The 23,840-nt window shown below is 70.9% G+C and carries 17 protein-coding genes; 13 read left to right on the top strand and 4 right to left on the bottom strand.

Going from position 1 to position 23,840, the window contains the following annotated elements; all coding sequences use genetic code 11:
* The first annotated feature begins 81 nt into the window (after positions 1-81).
* Positions 82-4,011: an AAA family ATPase gene (locus Q8A52_RS32405; RefSeq protein WP_316757918.1), complete on the top strand. Its 3,930-nt coding sequence runs from the start codon at positions 82-84 to the stop codon at positions 4,009-4,011.
* A gap of 209 nt (positions 4,012-4,220) precedes the next feature.
* Entirely contained in the window at positions 4,221-5,639 is a 1,419-nt protein-coding gene (locus tag Q8A52_RS32400; protein WP_316757916.1) for a sugar porter family MFS transporter, read from the top strand.
* 117 nt (positions 5,640-5,756) lie between these two features.
* Here the strand turns inward: Q8A52_RS32400 and Q8A52_RS32395 are convergent, their stop codons facing one another.
* Positions 5,757-5,975, bottom strand: a complete 219-nt coding sequence (locus Q8A52_RS32395; protein ID WP_316757915.1) for a hypothetical protein — start codon at positions 5,973-5,975, stop codon at positions 5,757-5,759.
* 66 nt (positions 5,976-6,041) lie between these two features.
* Positions 6,042-7,013 (bottom strand): LLM class flavin-dependent oxidoreductase, encoded by a 972-nt coding sequence (locus Q8A52_RS32390; protein WP_316757913.1) that lies wholly within the window; start codon positions 7,011-7,013, stop codon positions 6,042-6,044.
* Between the two features lie 180 nt (positions 7,014-7,193).
* Between Q8A52_RS32390 and ftsY the strand changes: the two genes are divergently transcribed.
* Complete coding sequence (gene ftsY / locus Q8A52_RS32385) at positions 7,194-8,405, top strand: signal recognition particle-docking protein FtsY (RefSeq protein WP_316757912.1); 1,212 nt, start codon at positions 7,194-7,196, stop codon at positions 8,403-8,405.
* A gap of 170 nt (positions 8,406-8,575) precedes the next feature.
* Here ftsY and Q8A52_RS32380 read toward each other — a convergent pair whose 3' ends face one another.
* On the bottom strand, positions 8,576-9,232 hold the full coding sequence (locus Q8A52_RS32380; RefSeq protein ID WP_316757910.1) for a bifunctional DNA primase/polymerase: 657 nt from the start codon (positions 9,230-9,232) through the stop codon (positions 8,576-8,578).
* Positions 9,233-9,689: 457 nt separating this feature from the next.
* Here Q8A52_RS32380 and nsdA point away from each other — a divergent pair, with 457 nt between their 5' ends.
* The 6 genes from nsdA to ftsH all read left to right on the top strand — a co-directional run bounded on the left by nsdA (position 9,690) and on the right by ftsH (position 19,494).
* Complete coding sequence (gene nsdA, locus Q8A52_RS32375; RefSeq protein ID WP_316757908.1) at positions 9,690-11,171, top strand: transcriptional repressor NsdA; 1,482 nt, start codon at positions 9,690-9,692, stop codon at positions 11,169-11,171.
* 412 nt (positions 11,172-11,583) lie between these two features.
* A complete protein-coding gene (locus Q8A52_RS32370) occupies positions 11,584-12,924 on the top strand; it encodes an ammonium transporter (RefSeq protein ID WP_316757907.1) in 1,341 nt (446 codons plus the stop codon).
* The gene (locus Q8A52_RS32365; protein ID WP_316757905.1) at positions 12,921-13,259 is read left to right on the top strand and encodes a P-II family nitrogen regulator; all 339 of its coding nucleotides are present in this window, start codon (positions 12,921-12,923) and stop codon (positions 13,257-13,259) included. Before Q8A52_RS32370 ends, Q8A52_RS32365 begins: the two co-directional genes overlap by 4 nt.
* A 40-nt stretch (positions 13,260-13,299) precedes the next feature.
* Positions 13,300-15,750, top strand: a complete 2,451-nt coding sequence (locus Q8A52_RS32360) for a [protein-PII] uridylyltransferase (RefSeq protein WP_316757903.1) — start codon at positions 13,300-13,302, stop codon at positions 15,748-15,750.
* A gap of 120 nt (positions 15,751-15,870) precedes the next feature.
* Positions 15,871-17,421: a signal recognition particle protein gene (ffh, locus tag Q8A52_RS32355; protein ID WP_316757901.1), complete on the top strand. Its 1,551-nt coding sequence runs from the start codon at positions 15,871-15,873 to the stop codon at positions 17,419-17,421.
* A 135-nt stretch (positions 17,422-17,556) separates the two neighbouring features.
* Positions 17,557-19,494, top strand: a complete 1,938-nt coding sequence (gene ftsH, locus Q8A52_RS32350) for an ATP-dependent zinc metalloprotease FtsH (RefSeq protein WP_316757900.1) — start codon at positions 17,557-17,559, stop codon at positions 19,492-19,494.
* 7 nt (positions 19,495-19,501) lie between these two features.
* Here the strand turns inward: ftsH and Q8A52_RS32345 are convergent, their stop codons facing one another.
* On the bottom strand, positions 19,502-20,359 hold the full coding sequence (locus tag Q8A52_RS32345) for an SAM-dependent methyltransferase (protein ID WP_316757899.1): 858 nt from the start codon (positions 20,357-20,359) through the stop codon (positions 19,502-19,504).
* A 199-nt stretch (positions 20,360-20,558) separates the two neighbouring features.
* Between Q8A52_RS32345 and proS the strand changes: the two genes are divergently transcribed.
* The 4 genes from proS (at position 20,559) to Q8A52_RS32325 (ending at position 23,813) form a co-directional block, all read left to right on the top strand.
* Positions 20,559-21,974, top strand: a complete 1,416-nt coding sequence (gene proS, locus Q8A52_RS32340) for a proline--tRNA ligase (RefSeq protein ID WP_316757898.1) — start codon at positions 20,559-20,561, stop codon at positions 21,972-21,974.
* A gap of 283 nt (positions 21,975-22,257) precedes the next feature.
* Positions 22,258-22,860, top strand: coding sequence for a hypothetical protein (locus Q8A52_RS32335; protein ID WP_316757896.1), 603 nt, complete (start codon positions 22,258-22,260; stop codon positions 22,858-22,860).
* 288 nt (positions 22,861-23,148) lie between these two features.
* Positions 23,149-23,568 (top strand): 30S ribosomal protein S16, encoded by a 420-nt coding sequence (rpsP, locus tag Q8A52_RS32330; protein WP_171152431.1) that lies wholly within the window; start codon positions 23,149-23,151, stop codon positions 23,566-23,568.
* 5 nt (positions 23,569-23,573) lie between these two features.
* On the top strand, positions 23,574-23,813 hold the full coding sequence (locus tag Q8A52_RS32325) for an RNA-binding protein (protein WP_003973401.1): 240 nt from the start codon (positions 23,574-23,576) through the stop codon (positions 23,811-23,813).
* The last annotated feature ends 27 nt before the right edge of the window (positions 23,814-23,840 follow it).

Below are 23,840 nucleotides of genomic sequence, written 5' to 3'. Positions count from 1 at the left end.
GCCCTGCATGTTCAAGGGCGAAACCGCGGGGTTGCCAGGGTTCATGGAGTGAGATACCGGCGGAAGGTAGAGTCCACCGGCGTGCACCTCAAGGCCCTGACCCTCCGCGGGTTCAAGTCGTTCGCCTCGGCGACCACGCTCCGGTTCGAGCCGGGGATCACGTGTGTCGTGGGGCCGAACGGCTCGGGCAAGTCCAATGTCGTGGACGCGCTCAGCTGGGTCATGGGCGAACAGGGCGCCAAGTCGCTGCGCGGCGGCAAGATGGAGGACGTCATCTTCGCCGGCACCACCGGCCGCCCCCCGCTGGGCCGCGCCGAGGTGTCGCTGACCATCGACAACTCCGACGGGGCGCTCCCGATCGAGTACGCCGAGGTCACCATCACGCGGATCATGTTCCGCAACGGCGGCAGCGAGTACCAGATCAACGGCGACACCTGCCGTCTCCTCGACATCCAGGAACTCCTGTCCGACTCCGGCATCGGCCGCGAGATGCACGTCATCGTCGGCCAGGGCCAGCTCGACTCCGTCCTGCACGCCGACCCCATGGGCCGCCGCGCCTTCATCGAGGAGGCGGCCGGCGTCCTCAAGCACCGCAAGCGCAAGGAGAAGGCGCTGCGGAAGCTGGACGCGATGCAGGCCAACCTCGCGCGCGTGCAGGACCTGACGGACGAGCTGCGCCGGCAGCTCAAGCCGCTGGGCCGGCAGGCCGCGGTCGCCCGACGGGCCGCCGTCATCCAGGCCGACCTGCGCGACGCCCGGCTGCGGCTGCTCGCCGACGACCTCGTACGGCTGAGGGAAGCCCTGAAGGGCGAGATCGCCGACGAGGCCGCGCTGAAGGAGCGCAAGGAGGCCGCCGAACAGGAGCTGAAGAAGGCGCTCCAGCGCGAGGCGCTCCTCGAGGACGAGGTACGGCAGCTCACACCTCGCCTGCAGCGCGCCCAGCAGACCTGGTACGAGCTCTCCCAGCTCGCCGAACGCGTCCGCGGCACGATCTCGCTGGCCGACGCCCGGGTGAAGAGCGCCACGTCCGTGCCCGCCGAGGAGCGGCGCGGCCGTGACCCCGAGGACATGGAGCGCGAGGCCGCCCGTATCCGCGAGCAGGAGGCCGAGCTGGAGGCCGCCCTGGAGGCGGCCCAGCGCGCGCTCGACGACACCGTCGCCCACCGCGCCGAGCTGGAACGCGAGCTGGCCCTCGAGGAACGGCGCCTCAAGGACGTCGCCCGCGCCATCGCCGACCGCCGTGAGGGCCTGGCTCGGCTGAACGGGCAGGTCAACGCGGCCCGTTCGCGTGCCGCGGCCGCCCAGTCCGAGATCGACCGGCTGGCCGCGGCGCGGGACGAGGCCCAGGAGCGGGCCGTCACCGCGCAGGAGGAGTACGAGACCCTGAAGGCCGAGGTCGACGGCCTCGACGCGGGCGACGCCGAACTCGGCGAGCGGCACGAGGCTGCGAAGCGGCAGCTCGCGGAGGCCGAGTCCGCCCTCACCGCCGCCCGTGAGGCCGCCACCGCGGCGGAGCGCAGGCGTGCCGCCACCCAGGCCCGCCATGACGCGCTGGCACTGGGCCTGCGACGCAAGGACGGCACGGGTGTGCTGCTCGGGGCGAAGGACCGGCTCAGCGGCCTGCTGGGCCCGGCGGCCGAGCTGCTGACGGTGACCCCGGGCCACGAGGTCGCACTGGCCGCCGCCTTCGGCGCGGCGGCGGACGCGATCGCGGTGACGACCCCGGCATCGGCGGCCGAGGCGATCAGACTGCTGCGCAAACAGGACGCCGGCCGCGCGTCCCTCCTGCTGGCGGGGGCACCGGAGGACCCCGCACCGGCCCGGCCGGCAGATGGGCCCACTTCCCCGCAAGCCGCGGGTGCTGCCGGCCCCGGCGGGCTGCGGGTGGACGGGTTCGGGGCGAGTGCACACGGTGCTCGGACGCCGCACCCGGCCGGTGCCGGGGATGCGGGTGCCGGGATCGGAGCGGGCGCGGGCGGGCCTTCCGCCGCCTCCGCCTCCGGCGAGCGGCACGTGAGCGGGTTCGATCAGGTCGCCATGACCGGTGCGGCAGGCGGAACCGCTTCTCCGGCAGCCGCGGGCGCCGGGGACGGCCGTTTCGGTACGGGTGCGGCGGCCGGGATCGGCTCGCCGGACGACCTGCATGCCGCAAGGCCCTCGGCTGCCCTCGGCTCCGACGAGCGGCACGCGGACCGTCTCCGTGCCGACGGGAACCCCTTCGCGGCCGATCTCGTCCGTGGTCCCGCCGAGCTGATGCCGGCCGTCCGCCGCCTGCTGCGCGGGATCGTCGTCGTCGGCACCCTCGAGGACGCCGAGGACCTCGTCTACGCCCACCCCGATCTCACCGCCGTCACCGCCGAAGGCGACCTGCTGGGGGTGCACTTCGCGCACGGCGGGTCCGCCGGGGCGCCCAGTCTGCTCGAGGTGCAGGCGTCCGTGGACGAGGCCGCGGCCGAGCTGGCCGAGCTGGCCGTGCGCTGCGCGGAGCTGTCCGAGGCACAGGGCCGGGCCGCCGAGGGGCGCAAGGAGTGTGCCGCGCTGGTCGAGGAACTGGGAGAGCGGCGGCGGGCGGCCGACCGGGAGAAGTCGGCCGTCGCCCAGCAGCTGGGACGGCTCGCCGGCCAGGCGCGCGGTGCCGCGGGTGAGGCCGAGCGGTCCACCGCGGCGGCGGCACGCGCGCAGGAGGCGCTCGACAAGGCCGTACAGGACGTCGAGGAGCTCGCCGAACGGCTCGCCGTCGCCGAGGAGATGCCGATCGAGGAGGAGCCGGACACCTCGGTGCGCGACCGGCTCGCCGCCGACGGCGCCAACGCCCGGCAGACCGAGATGGAGGCCCGCCTCCAGGTGCGTACGCACGAGGAGCGGGTCAAGGGGCTCGCCGGGCGGGCCGACGCGCTCGACCGGGGCGCCCGCGCCGAACGCGAGGCACGCGCGCGTGCCGAGCAGCGGCGGGCGCGGCTGCGCCACGAGGCCGCCGTCGCGGAGGCGGTCGCCTCGGGTGCGCGGCAACTGCTCACGCACGTCGAGGTGTCACTGGGCCGCGCCGAGCAGGAGCGGGCCGCGGCCGAGACCGCCAAGGCCCGCCGGGAGCAGGAACTGACCGCCGCCCGCGGCACCGGACGCGATCTCAAGGCCGAGCTCGACAAGCTGACGGACTCGGTGCACCGCGGCGAGGTGCTCGGCGCCGAGAAGCGGCTGCGGATAGAGCAACTGGAGACCAAGGCGCTGGAGGAGCTGGGCGTGGAGCCCGCCGGGCTCGTGTCCGAGTACGGCCCGCACCAGCTCGTACCGCCGTCCCCGCCCGCCGAGGGCGAGGTACTCCCCGAGGACCCGGAGCACCCGCGCAACCGGCCGAGGCCCTTCGTGCGGGCCGAGCAGGAGAAGCGGCTGAAGGCGGCCGAGCGGGCGTACCAGCAGCTCGGCAAGGTGAACCCGCTCGCGCTGGAGGAGTTCGCGGCCCTGGAGGAGCGGCACAAGTTCCTCAGTGAGCAGCTGGAGGACCTGAAGAAGACCCGCGCCGACCTGCTTCAGGTGGTGAAGGAGGTCGACGAGCGCGTCGAGCAGGTCTTCACCGAGGCCTACCGGGACACGGCCCGGGAGTTCGAGGGCGTCTTCGGCCGGCTGTTCCCGGGCGGTGAGGGGCGGCTGGTGCTGACCGACCCCGACAACATGCTCACCACCGGCGTCGACGTCGAGGCCCGGCCGCCGGGCAAGAAGGTCAAGCGGCTCTCCCTGCTCTCGGGTGGCGAGAGGTCGCTCACCGCCGTCGCGATGCTGGTGTCGATCTTCAAGGCCCGGCCCAGCCCGTTCTATGTCATGGACGAGGTCGAGGCCGCGCTCGACGACACCAACCTGCAGCGGCTGATCCGCATCATGCAGGAGCTGCAGGAGTCCTCGCAGCTGATCGTGATCACGCACCAGAAGCGGACCATGGAGGTCGCCGACGCGCTGTACGGCGTCTCCATGCAGGGTGACGGAGTGTCGAAGGTCATCTCGCAGCGTCTGCGCTAGACCGGTGTGGTCTGCACCTATCGCGACCTGCACTTCTTGATTTCTTCACTTCTTGAAGTCTATCCCCCACGCCTGCGCTCTAAAGTCACATGACTAGGCCTATTGACTTCGAAACTTGAAGGCATAGTCTCTGCAACGTTGCTTTTACCTTCAGGTTGAAGGGCTCACCCCCACCCCGGCAGCGTTGCCGGGTGCCCGAGGAGTTTTTCGTGACCAGCACAGCGCAGGCACCCAAGTCAGGAGCCGGCACGGCTCAACCCGAACATCTCGGGCATGTCGTCTTCATCGCGGCGGCGGCCGCGATGGGCGGTTTCCTCTTCGGCTACGACAGCTCCGTGATCAACGGCGCCGTCGAGGCGATCCGGGGCCGCTACGACATCGGCTCCGCCGCGCTGGCCCAGGTCATCGCCATCGCCCTGATCGGCTGTGCCATCGGCGCCGCGACGGCCGGCCGCATGGCCGACCGGATCGGCCGTATCCGCGTCATGCAGATCGCCGCCCTGCTGTTCACGGTAAGCGCCGTCGGCTCGGCGCTGCCCTTCTCGCTGTGGGACTTCGCCCTGTGGCGCATCGTCGGCGGTTTCGCCATCGGCATGGCCTCGGTCATCGGTCCCGCCTACATAGCCGAGGTCGCCCCGCCGGCCTACCGCGGCCGCCTCGGCTCCTTCCAGCAGGCCGCCATCGTCATCGGCATCGCCATCTCGCAGCTGGTCAACTGGGGCCTGCTCAACGCCGCCGACGGCGACCAGCGCGGCCACCTCATGGGCCTGGAGGCCTGGCAGGTCATGCTCGGCGTGATGGTCGTGCCGGCCGTGCTCTACGGCCTGCTCTCCTTCGCGATCCCCGAGTCCCCCCGCTTCCTGATCTCCGTCGGCAAGCGCGAGCGCGCCCGCGAGATCCTCGCCGAGGTCGAGGGCCAGGACCGTGACCTCGACGCCCGGGTCGCCGAGATCGAGCGGGCCATGAACAGCGAGCACAGGTCCACCTTCAAGGACCTGCTCGGCGGCGGCTTCTTCTTCAAGCCGATCGTCTGGGTCGGCATCGGCCTTTCGGTCTTCCAGCAGTTCGTCGGCATCAACGTCGCGTTCTACTACTCCTCGACGCTGTGGCAGTCGGTCGGCGTCGACCCGACGGACTCGTTCTTCTACTCCTTCACGACGTCGATCATCAACATCGTCGGCACCGTGATCGCGATGATCTTCGTGGACCGCGTCGGCCGCAAGCCGCTCGCCCTCATCGGTTCCGTCGGTATGGCCGTCGGTCTCGCGCTGGAGGCCTGGGCGTTCTCCCACGACCTGGTCGACGGCAAGCTGCCGGCCACCCAGGGCTGGATCGCCCTGATCGCCGCCCACGTCTTCGTCCTCTTCTTCGCCCTGTCGTGGGGTGTGGTCGTCTGGGTCATGCTCGGCGAGATGTTCCCGAACAAGATCCGCGCCGCCGCCCTGGGCGTGGCCGCCGCCGCGCAGTGGATCGCCAACTGGGCCATCACCGCGAGCTTCCCGTCGCTGGCCGACTGGAACCTCTCCGTCACCTACGTGATCTACACGGCCTTCGCGGCGCTCTCCATCCCCTTCGTCCTGAAGTTCGTCAAGGAGACGAAGGGCAAGTCGCTGGAGGAGATGGGCTGACCCGCCCCGCGGACTCGAGGAGAAGGGCCAAGTCCCCGCTGCCCCTCTCCTCGTACTCCTCCGCCGCCCCGGCCCGGCCACTGCCCGGACCGGGGCGGCGGTGTGATGTCCGGACGTTCACCGCGTCAGGACACCGCCGCCGATCTCCAGGGCCTTGCGGATGCTCTCCTCGACGATCCGCAGACGAGTCCCGATCTGGTGTCGGCGTTCCTCGACCGTGCCCGGCCGCTCGGTGCCGTGGGCGACCTCGTCGAGACGGGAGCGCAGCAGAGCGACCTCGCGCTGGAACTCCGGCACGTCACCGGCCGCCACGTAGAGGTCCTGTTCGGCCGCCACGGGCAGGACTCAGGGGCCCGGTGGATCACCGGCGGCCTCGACCGGGCCATCGGTCATCACCGCAGGTCAGCCGTCCAACGCCGGAACCACCTGCTCCGCGAACAGCCGCAGGCTCCGCCACCCCTCCTCCACCGGCATCCCGCCCGCCAGCGGATGGAGGACGAGACTGTCCAGGCCCTGGGCCGCGCACTGCTCCGGGGTGAGGATCCGGTAGACGCCCTCGGCGCGCAGCTCGTCCACCGTCGTGGCCGCCGACCTCACCGCCGAGCGGATGTCCCCGGACTGCCAGGAGGCGTACGTCCGGGCCTCGTGCAGGAAGTGCCGGCCGTGCTCGGCCCACGTCCGGTCCGGATCCTCGGCGATGTGCAGGAGCGGGGTCTCGGCGGCGGGCATCATGGTCCAGCCCTCCGTGCCGTACTCGACGAGCCGCTCCTTGTAGTACGCCTCCAGCTCCGGCAGATGCGCGCTGGGGAAGAACGGCAGGCCCAGCCGGGCGGCCCGGCGGGCGGCGGCCTTCGAGGAGCCGCCGACCAGCAGCAGGGGGTGCGGATCGGTGTAAGGGCGCGGGGTGACCCGTACCGTACGGCCCCGGTATTCGAACTCCTCTCCGGTCCAGGCCTTCAGCAGGGTCTCCAGCAGTTCGTCCTGGAGCCTGCCGCGCCGCTTCCAGTCCACGTCGAACAGGGCGTACTCCTCGGGCCGGTACCCGATCCCGGCGACGGTGACCAGCCGCCCACCGCTCAGCAGATCGAGCACGGCGACGTCCTCCGCGAGCCGCAGCGGGTCGTGCAGCGGACCGATGACCGCCGAGACGGTGACCGCTGTCCGCCGGGTCGCCCCGAACACCGCTCCCGCGAAGGCGAACGGCGACGGCAGCCAGTTGTTCGCGGCTCCGTGGTGCTCCTCCGTCTGCACGGTGGTGATGCCGTGCTCGTCGGCGTACGCGGCCATCTCCAGGGCGGCCCGGTAACGGGCGGCGAGGGAGGCGGGGGTCGCGCCGGGTTCGACGAGATTGAAACGTACGACCGTGACGGGCATGGGACGTCCCCTTCGCCGGGTGGGGTGTCGGCGAGGGAGGAGATTAGCTGACGGTACGTCAGATCGCCATGGTGGTGGCGGGAACGCCGAGCGGCCGTGGATCCCTTGGAGGAATCTACGAAAAAACCCTCCCGGCGGATCAAGGGCCCTGCTGGGGGAGGGATGGATACTGGACGCGTTATGGAAACCGTCATCCTTGCTGTAGTCATCGCCGTGGTGGTGCTCGCGGTGCTCGGCGGGCTCGTCGTCGGCAGCCGGCGCAAGAAGCAGCTGCCCCCGCCGCCCCCCGCCACGCCCGACATCACCGCACCTCCGGCCGAGCCGCACATCGGCGACGAGGCCGAGACGCCGCGCGACGAACCGCGCCGGACGATAGAGGAGGTGGACCTCCCGGACGGCTCGGCCCCGGTCGCCGTCGAGGAACCCCCTGCCGCCGAAGCCGTCGAGGCTCCCGCGATCGAGATCCCGGAGCCCACCGAGGGACGCCTGGTGCGGCTGCGCGCCCGGCTCTCCCGCTCGCAGAACGCCCTCGGCAAGGGCCTGCTCACCCTGCTCTCCCGCGAGCACCTCGACGAGGAGACCTGGGAGGAGATCGAGGACACGCTGCTCACCGCCGACGTCGGCGTCCAGCCCACCCAGGAGCTGGTCGAGGGCCTGCGTGAGCGCGTCAAGGTGCTCGGCACCCGCACCCCCGAGGAGCTGCGCGGCCTGCTGCGCGAGGAGCTCCTCAAGCTGGTCGGCACCGAAGTCGACCGCTCGGTGAAGACCGAGCCCGAGGACCGCAAGCCGGGCATCGTGATGGTCGTCGGCGTCAACGGCACCGGCAAGACCACCACCACCGGCAAGCTCGCCCGGGTCCTGGTGGCCGACGGACGCACCGTCGTCCTGGGCGCCGCCGACACCTTCCGTGCCGCCGCCGCCGACCAGCTGCAGACCTGGGGCGAGCGGGTCGGCGCCTACACCGTGCGCGGGCCGGAGGCCGGTGACCCCGCCTCCGTCGCCTTCGACGCGGTGAAGGAGGGCAAGGAGATGGGCGTCGACGTCGTGCTCATCGACACCGCCGGCCGGCTGCACACCAAGACCGGCCTCATGGACGAGCTGGGCAAGGTGAAGCGCGTCGTCGAGAAGCACGCCCCGCTCGACGAGGTGCTGCTCGTCCTCGACGCCACCACCGGCCAGAACGGTCTCGTCCAGGCCCGTGTCTTCGCCGAGGTCGTCGACATCACCGGCATCGTGCTGACCAAGCTGGACGGCACCGCCAAGGGCGGCATCGTGGTCGCGGTCCAGCGCGAGCTGGGCGTGCCGGTCAAGCTGGTCGGTCTCGGCGAGGGGGCAGACGACCTGGCGCCGTTCGAGCCGGAGGCGTTCGTTGACGCCCTTATCGGGGAGTGAAGTCACCCACCGTATTCGCTACGCCCGTCGAGAAGCGCCCGCCCCAAGGTCCAGTTGGGGCGGGCGCTTCGCCGTCTGTGCACACGGCCGGTCGACCCGCGGCAGGCGGGAAACGTCGGACGGGCTCTAGGTGGCCGGTGACCGGCGCCCGAGGCTCGTGATCGATGCCCCTACGCCCGTGACCGGTGCGCGACGTAGGCCAGCGTCCCCAGCAGCAGCCGGGCGGCGGGCGGCTTCGACACCGAGTCCAGCGCCGGCGGCCGCAGCCAGCGCACCGGGCCGAGCCCGCCCCGGTCCGAGGGCGGCGCCGTGATGTACATGCCGGGGCCGAGGCCGCGCAGGTCGAGGGAGGACGGGTCGTCCCAGCCCATGCGGTAGAGCAGCGCGGGCAGATCGGCGGCGGCGCCCGGGGCGACGAGGAAGTGGGCGCGGCCGTCCGGAGTCGCGGTCACGGGGCCGAGCGGGAGGCCCATGCGTTCGAGGCGGACCAGGGCGCGGCGCCCGGCGGGCTCGGCGACCTCGATGACATCGAATGCCCGCCCGACCGGCAGCATCACCGAAGCACCCGGGAACTCGCCCCAGGCCTTGGTCACTTCGTCGAGCGTGGCCCCGGCGGAGATCTGGGGCGCGAACTCCAGCGGATGCGCGCCCGGCGCGCTGCAGTCCGCCCGGCCGCACGAACATGCGCCCGCGGCGGCCCGCGCGCCCGGCACCACGTCCCAGCCCCACAGCCCGGTGAACTCGGCGACGGCGGTGCACTCCGACGAACGGCCGCGCCGACGTGCGCCGGTGCGGATCTCGCGAATACCGCCGATCGTGAAGCCCATGCCCCCTCCAACGGGTCCAGCGCGCCGGTGGTTACGCCACGGAACGGGACGGAAGCGGAAAGTGACTCCCTGTCACCACTGGTGCCCGCGCTTGCGGGAGGCAAGCGGCGCGCCGAGGCGATTTCGGTGGTGCACCCGGCGATGTGCGCCCCCGAGTGCACTCCTGCATCCACTCGCGGCCGTCCTGTGTCAAGTGAATCGCGCCTGGGCGTCCGTGAGTTCATTCGAAGGGGTGGCGAATGGTGGCGTTTCCGGGATCGCCATGGCTGGACCCGTGATCGTAGGATTACTTTGAGTGCACGAGGCCTGGGGGCACGTGCCCTCGTGGGTATGCCGGAGGCAAGTCGGCATCCCGTTCGGAGGGTGAGAACCGCCGGACGGGCGGCCCTATTCACCGGCATTCTGATAGGGCTTGGCGCACTCGGCGACAAGTGGTCTCAGGGATGGGGGCGTTCCAGTGGGCGGCAACGGCGGTAGCGGGACGAACGCTGACAAGCGCCCCAATGAGCTGCTTGGCTCGTGGTTCGTGCGCAGTGGCTGGTCCAAGGGCGAGCTCGCCCGGCAAGTGAACCGGCGGGCACGCCAGTTGGGTGCCAATCACATTTCCACGGACACCTCCCGGGTGCGCCGCTGGCTGGACGGGGAGAACCCGCGCGAGCCGATCCCGAGGATCCTCTCCGAGCTGTTCTCGGAGCGGTTCGGCTGTGTCGTCTCCGTGGAGGACCTCGGCCTGCGGGCGGCCCGTCAGTCACCCTCCGTGTCCGGGGTCGACCTGCCCTGGACGGGCCCGCAGACGGTGGCCCTGCTCAGCGAGTTCTTACGCAGCGACCTCATGCTGGCGCGGCGCGGCTTCCTCGGGACCTCGCTGGCCCTGTCCGCCGGCCCGTCCCTCATCGAACCCATGCAGCGCTGGCTCGTCCCCACGCCGTCCGGCCCGCTCCCGGAGCCCGAATCCGAGCCGTACCACGATTCCCGCCGCCCGGGCCGGCTGTCCAAGCCAGAGCTGGACCTGCTGGAGTCCACCACGGTGATGTTCCGCCAGTGGGACGCCCAGTGCGGCGGCGGCCTGCGCCGCAAGGCGGTCGTCGGCCAGCTGCACGAGGTCACCGACCTCCTCCAGGAGCCCCAACCGGAGGCCACCGCCAGAAAGCTCTTCAAGGTCGCCGCCGAGCTCGCCGAGCTGGCCGGCTGGATGAGTTACGACGTCGGACTCCAGCCCACCGCGCAGAAGTACTTCGTCCTCGCCCTGCACGCCGCCAAGGAGGCGGGGGACAAGCCGCTCGGCTCGTACGTCCTCTCCAGCATGAGCCGCCAGATGATCCACCTCGGCCGGCCCGACGACGCCCTGGAGCTGATCCACCTCGCGCAGTACGGCAGCCGGGACTGCGCAAGCCCGCGGACCCAGTCCATGCTGTATGCGATGGAGGCCCGCGCCTACGCCAACATGGGCCAGCCCGGCAAGTGCAAGCGGGCCGTCCGGATGGCCGAGGACACCTTCGCCGAGGTCGACGAGTGGGACGAGCCGGACCCCGACTGGATCCGCTTCTTCTCCGAGGCCGAGCTGTACGGCGAGAACTCCCACTCCTTCCGCGACCTGGCGTATGTCGCCGGCCGCAGCCCCACCTACGCCTCCCTGGCCGAGCCCCTGATGCAGCGGGCCGTGGAGCGGTTCGCGAAGGACCACGAGCACCAGCGGTCGTACGCACTGAACCTGATCGGAATGGCCACCGTGCATCTGCTGCGCCGCGAGCCCGAGCGGAGCACCGCCTATGCCTCTCAGGCCATGGGCATCGCCAAGAAGGTCCGCTCCGAGCGCGTGAACACTCGTATCCGAAAGACCGTGGACACGGCCGTACGCGAGTTCGGCCACCTGGCGGAGGTCATCGACCTCACCGAGCAGCTCGCCGTGGACCTTCCCGAGACCGCCGAGGCGGTCTGAGGCCCGGACGTCCGAAGGAAACCCATAGCCCCGGCCGCGGCCGGCCCTCCCGAACTGTCCGACTCGGCTCCCCCACGCCAGGTCATCGGAGGCCGCCCGCGGCCGGTCCCTTTTGCGCCCGACCGGCGCCGCTCTCGCGGACGTGGTTGATCGCCGTCGGGGTTCCTCCATTCATGGTCGCGCTGCCATTCATCGAGGTTGCGTCACGATAACGATCGGCGTGGCCGACATCCGGCAGTTCATCGACGTGTAACACGCGCGGTGCCTTCGTCACCCCGGCGAAACAACGAGGGGCTTCCACCGAAACCGCGCTGCGCCAATCTCATGGCGCATAACCGGCGCACCCCCACTTGACCGGACCGATCTCAGGCTTCGCCCGCACGGGGCCGTACCAACCGACGAGGAGACGCCGATGGCACCAGCCATCACGCTTGCCGCGGAGGCACCCAAGCTGTCCTCCGCGAACACAGGCTTCATGCTCATCTGTTCCGCCCTGGTGCTGATCATGACCCCGGGTCTCGCCTTCTTCTACGGAGGCATGGTCCGCGTCAAGAGCACCCTCAACATGCTGATGATGAGCTTCATCAGCATGGGCATCGTCACCATTCTGTGGGTGCTCTACGGCTTCTCCCTCGCCTTCGGCACGAACAACAGCCTCATCGGCTGGAACCCCGACTGGTTCGGCCTCAGCAACATCGGGCTGACGCAGCTCTGGGACGGCTACAACATCCCGATCTTCGTCTTCATGGTCTTCCAGATGATGTTCGCCATCATCACACCGGCCCTGATAAGCGGCGCCCTCGCGGACCGCGTCAAGTTCTCGGCGTGGTCGCTCTTCGTCGCCCTGTGGGCCACGATCGTCTACGTCCCGGTCGCCCACTGGGTCTGGGGTGCCGACGGCTGGGCCTACAAGCTCGGCGTGATCGACTTCGCCGGTGGTACGGCGGTCCACATCAACGCGGGTGCCGGGGCCCTCGGCGTGATCCTGGTCATCGGCAAGCGCGTCGGCTTCAAGAAGGACCCGATGCGCCCGCACAGCCTCCCGCTGGTCATGCTCGGCGCAGGGCTCCTGTGGTTCGGCTGGTTCGGCTTCAACGCCGGCTCGTGGCTCGGCAACGACGACGGCGTCGGCGCGCTGATGTTCGTCAACACGCAGGTCGCCACCGCCGCCGCCATGCTGGCCTGGCTCGCCTACGAGAAGATCCGGCACGGCGCGTTCACCACGCTGGGCGCCGCCTCCGGTGCGGTCGCCGGTCTGGTCGCGATCACCCCGTCCGGTGGCGCGGTCTCCCCGCTCGGCGCGATCGCCGTCGGCGCCATCGCCGGTGTCGCCTGCGCTGCGGCCGTGAGCCTGAAGTTCAAGTTCGGCTACGACGACTCCCTCGACGTCGTCGGCGTCCACATGGTCGGCGGAATCATCGGTTCCCTGCTCATCGGCTTCTTCGCCACCGGCAAGGGCCAGTCCACCGCCACGGGTGTCTTCTACGGCAACCACTCCTTCGACCAGCTGTGGAAGCAGTGCGCCGGTGTGTTCGCGGTCCTCGCCTACTCCCTGGTCGCCTCCGCGATCCTCGCCTTCCTCCTCGACAAGACCATCGGTATGCGGGTCACCGAGGACGAGGAGGTCTCCGGTATCGACCAGGCGGAGCACGCCGAGACCGCATACGACTTCAGCGGCGCGGGCGGCGGTGTCGTCGGCACCGCCTCCGCTGCCGCGCTGGCCGGCACGCAGAGCAAGAAGGTGGACGCATGAAGCTCATCACCGCCGTCGTGAAGCCCCACCGGCTCGACGAGATCAAGGAGGCCCTCCAGGCCTTCGGCGTCCACGGCCTGACGGTCACCGAGGCCAGCGGTTACGGTCGTCAGCGGGGCCACACCGAGGTCTACCGTGGTGCCGAGTACACGGTCGACCTGGTTCCCAAGATCCGCATCGAGGTGCTGGCCGAGGACGACGACGCCGAGCAGCTGATCGACGTGATCGTCAAGGCCGCCCGTACCGGCAAGATCGGGGACGGCAAGGTCTGGTCCCTCCCGGTCGAGGCCGCCGTACGGGTCCGGACCGGCGAGCGCGGCCCCGACGCGCTCTGAGCGGGCACGCTCACCACAGAAGAAGGACAGGAGTCGCCGGGTGACGAGTACGGATGTTCGGAAAGACGCAGAGGACTCGGGACCCAGCGGCTATGCGGCGGCCCGGCTGCGCCTCCTCACCGAGGGGGCGCGGTCCGGGCCGCCGCGCCGTGCGGCCCTCGCCGAACTCACGGACGACTGGCTGGCGGGACTGTTCACCGCGGCCGCCGGGGGCCTGAAGGGCGTCTCGCTGGTGGCCGTCGGCGGCTACGGCCGCGGCGAGCTGTCCCCGCGCAGCGATCTCGACCTCCTGCTGCTGCACGACGGCGGCGACACCAAGGCGGTCGCCGCCCTCGCCGATCGCGTCTGGTACCCCGTCTGGGACCTGGGCCTCGCCCTCGACCACTCGGTGCGCACCCCGGCCGAGGCCCGCAAGACGGCCGGTGAGGACCTCAAGGTCCAGCTCGGTCTCCTCGACGCCCGTCATATCGCGGGCGACCTGGGCCTCACGGCCGGACTGCGCACGGCGGTGCTCGCCGACTGGCGCAACCAGGCCCCGAAGCGCCTCCTCGAACTCCAGGAGCTGTGCGGCGAGCGCGCCGAGCGCCAGGGCGAGCTCCAGTACCTCCTGGAACCCGATCTGAAGGAGGCCCGGGGCGGCCTCCGGGATGCCACCGCCCTGCGCGCGGTCGCCGCGTCCTGGCTGGCCGACGCCCCCCGCGAGGGCCTCGCGGACGCCCGGCGGCGCCTGCTCGACGTACGTGACGCCCTGCACCTGACCACAGGGCGGGCCACCGACCGGCTGGCCCTGCAGGAGCAGGACCAGGTCGCGGCGGAGCTGGGCCTGCTCGATGCCGACACATTGCTGCGCCAGGTCTACGAGGCCGCACGCGTCATCTCGTACGCCAGTGATGTCACCTGGCGTGAAGTGGGGCGCGTCCTGCGGTCGCGCGCCGTGCGGCCGAGGCTGCGCGCCATGCTGGGCGGCGGCAAGCCCGTCGTCGAAAGGTCTCCGCTGGCCGAGGGTGTGGTGGAGCAGGACGGCGAGGTGGTGCTCGCCCGCGCCGCGCGCCCCGAACGCGACCCCGTGCTTCCCCTGCGCGCCGCGGCCGCTGCCGCACAGGCCGGCCTCCCGCTCTCCCTGCATGCCGTACGGCACCTGGCCGCCACCGCGCGCCCCCTGCCCACGCCCTGGCCCGCCGAGGCGCGCGAGCAGCTCGTGACCCTGCTCGGCTCGGGCCGCCCGACAATCGACGTCTGGGAGGCGCTGGAGGCGGAAGGCCTGATCACCCGCCTGCTCCCGGACTGGGAGCGGGTCCGCTGCCGCCCGCAGCGCAATGCCGTCCACATCTGGACGGTCGACCGTCACCTCATCGAAACGGCGGTCCGCGCCTCCGAGCTGACCCGCCGTGTCAGCCGTCCCGACCTCCTTCTGGTCTCCGCGCTGCTGCACGACGTCGGCAAGGGCTGGCCCGGCGACCACTCGGTGGCCGGCGAGATCATCGCCAAGGACGTGGCGGCCCGCATCGGCTTCGACCGTGCGGACGTGGCGGTGCTCTCCACCCTCGTACGGCACCATCTGCTGCTGATCGAGACGGCCACCCGGCGCGACCTGGAGGACCCCGCCACCGTCCGCTCGGTCGCCGACGAGGTCGGCTCGCAGAGCACCCTGGAACTGCTGCACGCCCTGACCGAGGCGGACGCGCTGGCGACCGGCCCGGCCGCCTGGTCGTCCTGGCGCGGCTCCCTGGTTGCCGATCTGGTGAAACGGGTCTCGGCCGTGCTCGCCGGGGACGCCCCCGAGGAGCCCGAGCCCGCCGCGCCCAGCGCGGAACAGGAACGGCTCGCCATCGAGGCGTTCCGCACCGGCGGCCCGGTGCTGGCCCTGCGCGCCCAGACCGAACCCCGGCCCGAGGACGAACCGACCGGGGAGCCCGAGCCGCTCGGCGTGGAGCTCGTCATCGCCGTACCCGACCAGCCGGGCGTGCTGCCCGCGGTGGCCGGAGTGCTCGCCGTGCACCGGCTGACCGTCCGCACCGCCGAGCTGCGCGCCCTGCGCCTCCCGGACGACGTCGACGAAGGCTCCGTCCTGCTGCTGAACTGGCGGGTCGCGGCGGAGTACGGTTCCCTGCCGCAGGCGGCCCGGCTCCGTGCCGACCTGGTCCGCGCCCTGGACGGCTCCCTGGACATCGCGTCCCGCCTCGCCGAACGCGACGCCGCCTACCCCCGGCGCCGTGGCTGGGTGGCGCCACCCGCCCGGGTGGCGGTGGCCTCGGCGGCCTCCCGGCACGCCACCGTGATCGAGGTCCGTGCGCAGGACGCGCCGGGACTGCTGTTCCGTATCGGCCAGGCCCTGGAGGACGCGAGCGTACGGGTGCGCAGCGCGCATGTGAGCACGCTGGGCAGCAACGCCGTGGATGCTTTCTACGTCACGGGCACGGACGGCTCGCCGCTGCCCGGGGACGAGGCCGCGTCGGTGGCGCGGAAGCTGGAGGAGACGCTGCGGGCGTGACTTCGCGGTGACTTTCCGTCCCCGCCCGCTGAACACAGCAGGCGGGGACGATTTGCTTGCAGGGCCGGATACCCTGGAAGACGCTCACACTGCCCCCGACCCCCGAGGACCGACGCCGCCGTGTTCGATACTCTCTCCGATCGCCTCTCAGCGACTTTCAAGAGCCTGCGCGGCAAGGGGCGGTTGTCCGAGGCGGACATCGACGCCACGGCCCGCGAGATCCGCATCGCGCTCCTCGAAGCGGACGTGGCCCTGCCTGTCGTCCGGACGTTCATCAAGAACGTCAAGGAAAGGGCCCTCGGTGCCGAGGTGTCCCGCGCGCTGAACCCCGCCCAGCAGGTGCTGAAGATCGTCAACGACGAGCTCGTCACCATCCTGGGCGGCGAGACCCGGCGCCTGCGCTTCGCCAAGCAGCCCCCCACCGTGATCATGCTGGCGGGCCTGCAGGGTGCCGGTAAGACCACGCTCGCGGGCAAGCTGGGCCGCTGGCTCAAGGAGCAGGGCCACTCGCCGCTGCTCGTCGCAGCCGACCTCCAGCGCCCCAACGCCGTCAACCAGCTGAGCGTCGTCGCCGAGCGCGCCGGCGTCGCCGTGTTCGCGCCAGAGCCGGGCAATGGCGTCGGCGACCCGGTCAAGGTCGCCAAGGACTCCATCGAGCACGCGAAGACCAAGGTCCACGACATCGTGATCGTGGACACCGCCGGCCGCCTGGGCATCGACCAGGAGATGATGCAGCAGGCCGCGGACATCCGTGACGCGGTCTCGCCGGACGAGATCCTCTTCGTCGTCGACGCGATGATCGGTCAGGACGCCGTCAACACCGCGGAGGCCTTCCGCGACGGCGTCGGCTTCGACGGCGTGGTGCTCTCCAAGCTCGACGGTGACGCCCGCGGTGGCGCGGCCCTGTCGATCCGCCAGATCACCGGCAAGCCGATCATGTTCGCGTCGAACGGCGAGAAGCTCGACGACTTCGACGCGTTCCACCCTGACCGGATGGCCTCCCGCATCCTCGACATGGGTGACCTGCTCACCCTGATCGAGCAGGCGGAGAAGACGTTCAGCCAGGAAGAGGCCGAGAAGATGGCCTCCAAGCTGGCGTCCAAGAAGGGCCAGGACTTCACCCTGGACGACTTCCTGGCCCAGATGGAGCAGGTCAGGAAGATGGGCTCCATCTCGAAGCTGCTCGGGATGCTGCCGGGCATGGGGCAGATCAAGGACCAGATCAACAACCTGGACGAGCGGGAAGTCGACCGCGTGGGCGCGATCATCAAGTCGATGACCCCGGGCGAGCGCCAGGACCCGACGATCATCAACGGCTCGCGCCGCGCCCGTATCGCCAAGGGTTCCGGTGTCGAGGTCAGCGCGGTGAAGGGGCTGGTCGAGCGGTTCTTCGAGGCCCGCAAGATGATGTCCCGCATGGCTCAGGGCGGCGGTATGCCCGGCATGCCGGGGATCCCGGGCATGGGCGGCGGACCCGGCCGCACCAAGAAGCAGCCGAAGAAGGCCAAGGGCAAGCAGCGCTCCGGCAACCCGATGAAGCGCAAGCAGCAGGAGCTGGAGGAGGCTCAGCGCCGCGAGGCGGCCGCCCAGGGCGGTGGCGCCTTCGGACTCCCGCAGCAGGGCGGCAAGGACTTCGAGCTGCCGGACGAGTTCAAGAAGTTCATGGGCTGACCCGACACGTTCATGGGCCGGCCCGACGTTCATGGGCCGACGCCTACCGACGTCGTACGGCACTGAGGGCGTCCTCCTCCGGGGAGGGCGCCCTCAGCGCGTGCCGCGGCTCGCTGTGTGCCGTAACGTCCAGATATGAGCAATGCCGCGCCGCCACGGAAAGACCCTGATCAGCCGTGGCGTACCGAGGGCACCCCGGACGAGTCGCCCCGGCGGCCCGGTGGCCGACGGATACGCGGAAGGTGGTGGGGCCTCGCCGTCACCGCGGTGATCGTCTTTCTGCTGGCCTACATCGGGCTGAACTACCTGGGCCAGGGCAACGAGCCGACGATCTCGTACACGGAGTTCAGCAGGCAGGTCGGCGACGGCAACGTCGCCAAGATCTACTCCAAGGGCGACGCCATCCAGGGCGAGCTCAAGACGCCCCAGGCCAAGCCCAGCGGTGGTGGCCAGTACACCAAGTTCAGGACGCAGCGCCCGGCCTTCGCGGACGACAGGCTCTGGCAGAACCTGAGCAGCCATGGCGTCACGGTGACCGCGCAGCCCGTCGTGCAGGAGCGCAGTCTGCTGTCCAACCTGCTGATCTCGCTGGTGCCGATCGTGCTGCTGGTCGCCGTGTGGATCTTCTTCGCGCGCCGGATCGGCGGGGGACTGGGCGGTGCGGGCGGCATGCTCGGCCGCAAGGCCCCGCCCAAGCCGGTCGGGCCCCGGCCGGGCACCCAGCGCACGTCGTTCGCCGACGTGGCCGGGATCGACGAGGTCAAGGGCGAGCTGGACGACGTCGTCGACTTCCTGGAGAACCCCGACGCCTACCGCAGGATGGGCGCGAAGATGCCGCGCGGCGTGCTGCTCGCGGGCCCGCCCGGCACCGGCAAGACCCTGCTGGCGCGCGCGGTGGCGGGCGAGGCGGGCGTACCGTTCTTCTCCGCCTCCGCGTCCGAGTTCATCGAGATGATCGTCGGTGTCGGCGCCTCCCGGGTCCGGGAGCTGTTCGCCGAGGCCCGCAAGGTGGCACCGTCGATCATCTTCATCGACGAGATCGACACGATCGGCCGGCAGCGCGGCGGCGGCCCGTCGGTGAGCGGCCACGACGAGCGCGAGCAGACACTGAACCAGATCCTCACGGAGATGGACGGGTTCTCCGGCTCGGAGGGCGTGGTCGTGGTGGCGGCGACGAACCGCGCCGACATCCTGGACCCGGCGCTGACCCGGCCCGGCCGGTTCGACCGGGTGGTGCACGTCTCGCCGCCGGACCGGGGCGGGCGTGAGTCGATCCTGCGGATCCACACCCGTGAGATCCCGCTCGATCCGGACGTGGACCTGGCCCAGGTGGCCCGGACCACCCCGGGCATGACAGGCGCAGATCTGGCCAATCTCGCCAACGAGGCCGCCTTGCTCGCGGTCAAGCGCAAGCAGGAGACGGTGACCCGGTCGGACCTGTCCGAGGCGCTGGAGAAGGTGCAGCTCGGTGCCGAGCGCACCCTCGTGATGCCCGAGGAGGACCGCCGGCGCACCGCCTACCACGAGAGCGGGCACGCCCTGCTCGGCATGCTGCAGCCCGGCGCCGACCCCGTCCGCAAGATCACCATCGTGCCGCGCGGCCGGGCCCTCGGCGTGACGATGTCGACCCCCGAGGTGGAGCGGTACGCGCACTCGGAGGGCTATCTGCGCGGCCGGATCATCGGCGCGCTGGGCGGTATGGCGGCGGAAGAGGTGGTCTACGGCGTCGTGACCACGGGTGCGGAGAACGACCTCGAACAGGTCACCGCCATCGCACGCGGAATGGTGGCCCGCTGGGGCATGAGCGAGCGCATCGGCCGGCTCTCCGCCCTGCCGAGCGACGCCCAGCAGGCGTACGGGCTCTCGGCCGCCCCGCAGACCCTCGACGCGATCGACGCCGAGATGCGCAGGATCGTCGACGGGTGCTACGAGGAGGCCTGCCGCAAGCTCCACGACCACCGCTCCCAGCTGGACGCCCTGACCGAGGCACTGCTGGAGAACGAGACGCTGGAGGAGGCGGACGCATACCGGATCGCGGGCATCACGCGCCTGACGAAGGACCCGGAGGCCTGAGGGACGCTCAGGGCGTGCGGGCGATCAGGTAGCGGAACACGTTCGGCATCCACACGGTCCCGTCCGGCCGCTGGTACGGGTGCAGTGCCTCCGTAAGTTCCTTGTCCACCTGTTCCTGGTCCGTGGCCGCGATCGCCGCGTCGAACAGGCCCGTCGACAGCAGGCCCCGTACGGCACTGCCGGGACCGGCGTACCCGAACGGGCAGGCGACCCGCCCGGAACCGTCCGGCTTCAGCCCCGCCCGCTGGGCGACCTCCTCCAGGTCGTCGCGCAGGGCGGGGCGCCAACTGCCCGCGCTGCGCAGCGGATCGGCCAGTTTCGTGGCCACCCGCAGCACGGACGACGTGGCGCAGCGTTCCGGCGGACCCCAGCCGGCCAGCACCACCGGCGCTCCGCGTTCGGCGAGCGGTGTCGCGCAGGCGAGCAGCTCACCGAGTCCTTCCGAGTCGCCTGCCAGGCATCCGATCGGCTCGAAGGCCGTCACCAGGGTGTACGCGGGCGTCCTGGTGTCGGCCCCGTCCCGGGGTAAGCCCTCGACGATCCGGGTGGCCGCACGCGCGCGCGTGCCCCAGGTGTCGGGCAGCAGCCGGGCCCGTGCGAGGACGAGCCGTTCGGGACGGGCGGAGTCGACACCGGTGACCGCCGCTCCTCTGGAGGCCGCCATCAGCAGGGCGAGCCCGGAGCCGCAGCCGAGGCCCAGCAGCCTGCTGGCGGGGCCCACTTCAAGTCGCTCGTAGACGGCCTCGTAGAGCGGGACGAGCATCCGCTCCTGGATCTCGGACCAGTCACGCGCGCGTGCGTCCAGGTTCACGCGGGGTGCGGATCCCGCGTGAGACAGGGTGTGCCGCACGAGCGTAGGTGTCATAGGTAAGCGCCCCAATCCGCCGAGAGTTGGTGGTGTGCCCGATTCCGTGGCCCCCGTGATGTGCGCTCGCACTCCCCACGTATGTCAGGTAACTCCCGGCTCGCGGTGACGTCCAGGGGTCGTGGGGCCCTGCTTGTGGGTTCGCGGCGCCCGTGGCGAGATTTCACATGCCCGCAACCTGAGCCCGTACCATCGCGCCATGGCAAAGGCATCCATTCTCACGTCCAGGGCGGACGACTTTCCGCGCTGGTACCAGGATCTGATCGCCAAGGCCGAGCTGGCGGACAACGGGCCGGTGCGCGGCACCATGGTGATCCGACCGTACGGCTACGGGCTGTGGGAGCGGATGCAGGCCGAGATGGACGCCCGTATCAAGGAGACGGGTACCCAGAACGCGTACTTCCCGCTGCTGATCCCGCAGTCGTACCTCGCCAGGGAGGCCGACCATGTCGAGGGGTTCGCGCCCGAGCTCGCGGTGGTCACGCACGGCGGCGGCAAGGAGCTGGAGGAGCCCGCGGTCGTCCGGCCCACGTCGGAGACCATCATCAACGAGTACTTCTCGAAGTGGGTGCAGAGCTACCGGGACCTGCCCCTGCTCATCAACCAGTGGGCGAACGTGGTCCGTTGGGAGCTGCGCCCGCGTCTGTTCCTGCGCACCTCCGAGTTCCTGTGGCAGGAGGGGCACACCGCGCACGCCACGTACGAGGAGGCGCGGGAGTTCGCCTCGCACATCCAGCGCAACGTCTACGGGGACTTCCTGGAGAACATCCTCGCGATGGACTTCGTCTCCGGCCGCAAGACGGTCAAGGAGCGGTTCGCGGGCGCCATCAACACCCTCACGCTGGAGAGCATGATGGGGGACGGCAAGGCCCTGCAGATGGTCACCAGCCATGAGCTGGGCCAGAACTTCGCCAAGCCGTTCAACACCCGGTACCTGTCCAAGGACGGTACGCAGGAGTACGTCTGGCAGACCTCCTGGGGGTCGACGACCCGCATGATCGGCGCGCTGGTGATGACGCACGGCGACGACAACGGCCTGCGGGTCCCGCCGCGGCTGGCGCAGATCCAGGCGGTCGTCCTCGCGATCAAGGGCGAGGAAGCGGTTCTGGCCGAGGTCCGTGAGATCGGCGAGCGGCTCAGGGCGGCGGGCATCCGGATCCAGGTGGACGACCGCACCGACATCCCCTTCGGCCGCCGCGCCGTCGACTGGGAACTGAAGGGTGTCCCCGTCCGTGTCGAGGTCGGCCCCCGTGACCTGGAGAACGGCACGGCGATGCTGGTCCGCCGGATCCCGGGCGGCAAGGAGCCGGTGGCCCTGGACGCCCTGGCCGGGCTCCTCCCCGCCATCCTCCAAGAGGATCAGGCGCTGCTGCTGAAGCAGTCCCGGGAGCGCCGCGAGTCCCGCACCGCGGACGTGTCGACGATCGAGGAGGCCGCCGAGGCGGTCACCGCCGGCGGCTGGGCGCGCATCCCGTGGGGCACCCTCGGCGAGGAGGGCGAGGCCGAGCTGGCCGAGCACGCGATGACCGTACGGTGTCTGCTCGCCGAGGACGGGTCGGTGCCCGAGGACGGGGACGCCCCGAGTAACGTCGCGGTCGTCGCGCGCGCTTACTGAAGTAGCGACTCCGCCACGTACTGAAGTAGCGACTCCGCCACGAGAGCGACCGAAACGCCTCTTGCGCAACCGCCGACGACACCCGTCCCGGCGCGCGGATCTGATCTACGCGCCGGGTCGTACGTCAGACTACGCACCGGCTTGGTATGAGCTGTGAAGCTTCTCCGCAGATCAGCGCACCCGCCCTCGTCAGGACGCATCAGCGGCAACTGACGGGTAAGTGCAAATTATTTGGGATGGCCCGGAATCGGAACACTGGAGCCCTCAGGCTCGTTGTCATTACGTGAGCACGACACAGACACCACCTGTTCTCGCCGCAGAGCTGGCACAGGCGTGGGCCGACATTCAGCGGTACCACCCCGAACTGCCTGACCTTGCCGCGCCAGAGTCCCTGATCGGGGAGTCGTCGTCCGCCTGCGGTCACGAGCTCTCCTTCGAACGACTGCTCCACGAGGCAGTCCATGGCATCGCAGCCGCACGCGGGGTCCGCGACACCTCCCGCGCCGGCCGCTACCACAACCGCAGGTTCCTCGCGATCGCCGAGGAACTGGGCCTGGACCACCCCGACGAACCGCACCCCAGCAGTGGCTTCTCGCTGGTCACGCTGAACGCCGAGGCGAAGCGGCGTTACCGGCCGACGATCGAACGCCTTCAGCGCGCCCTGAAGGCCCACACGGTGGCCACGTCCGCCGACACCTCCCGCACCTTCCGCGGCCCGGCCGCCCGCCATGGCTCCTCCGGCGGCGGCGTTCGCGTCAAGGCGGTCTGCGACTGCGGCCGCAACGTCCGGGTGGTTCCGTCGGTCCTGGCCCAGGCCCCGATCGTGTGCGGCGGCTGCGGCAAGCCGTTCCGCATCCCGGAGGTCGTGGGAGCCGCGGCGAGCTGAGGCTGCGACTGCTCGTGGCAGTCGCAGCCGGCAGGTCGCCGGTGCCGAATGGCGCACCCGACGTACGGTCACCTCCACGCCGGGTGCCCCATTGGCATGCTCAAGATCACCCGGCCCCCTCGGCCGAAGGTGACGCGCAGGGTGTGGCACAATGGCTAGCTGTACTCGACAGCCGCACAGGACCCCTCTCTCCTCCGGCTGACGCGTCCATCGGGCACTCGGGTACCGCAACCCCACGCGGCAGTCTCGCCGTGCCCAACCACGTCAAATCCAGGAGAATCCACTCCCGTGGCAGTCAAGATCAAGCTGAAGCGTCTGGGCAAGATCCGTTCGCCTCACTACCGCATCGTCGTCGCCGACTCCCGCACCCGTCGTGACGGCCGTGCGATCGAGGAGATCGGCAAGTACCACCCGACCTACAACCCGTCGGTCATCGAGGTGGACGCCGAGCGCGTGGCGTACTGGCTGGGTGTCGGCGCGCAGCCGACCGAGCCCGTCCTCGCCATCCTGAAGAAGACCGGCGACTGGCAGAAGTTCAAGGGCGAGCCCGCCCCGGCGCCGCTGCTCGTCGCCGAGCCGAAGGCCGCGCGTCCGTCGTTCGAGGCTCTCGGCGGTGACGACGAGGGCAAGGGTGAGGCGATCACCCAGAAGAAGAAGGCTGAGAAGAAGGACGAGGCCGCGGCTGAGTCCGAGTCGACCGAGGCCTGAGCAGCATGCTCGAAGAGGCGCTTGAGCACCTCGTGAAGGGCATCGTCGACAACCCTGACGATGTGCAGGTCGCCTCGCGCAACCTGCGCCGCGGGCGCGTTCTCGAGGTCCGGGTGCACCCCGACGACCTCGGCAAGGTGATCGGCCGCAACGGCCGCACCGCGCGCGCCCTGCGCACCGTCGTGGGCGCCATCGGCGGCCGCGGTGTCCGCGTCGACCTCGTCGACGTGGACCACGTCCGCTGACGTTTCGCAGCACCGGCTCGGGCCGGG

Source organism: Streptomyces herbicida, assembly GCF_032656585.1.
GTDB lineage: Bacteria > Actinomycetota > Actinomycetes > Streptomycetales > Streptomycetaceae > Streptomyces > Streptomyces herbicida.
The sequence above is the reverse complement of the archived record's forward strand: the minus strand, read 5'-3'. Positions and strand labels throughout refer to the sequence as shown.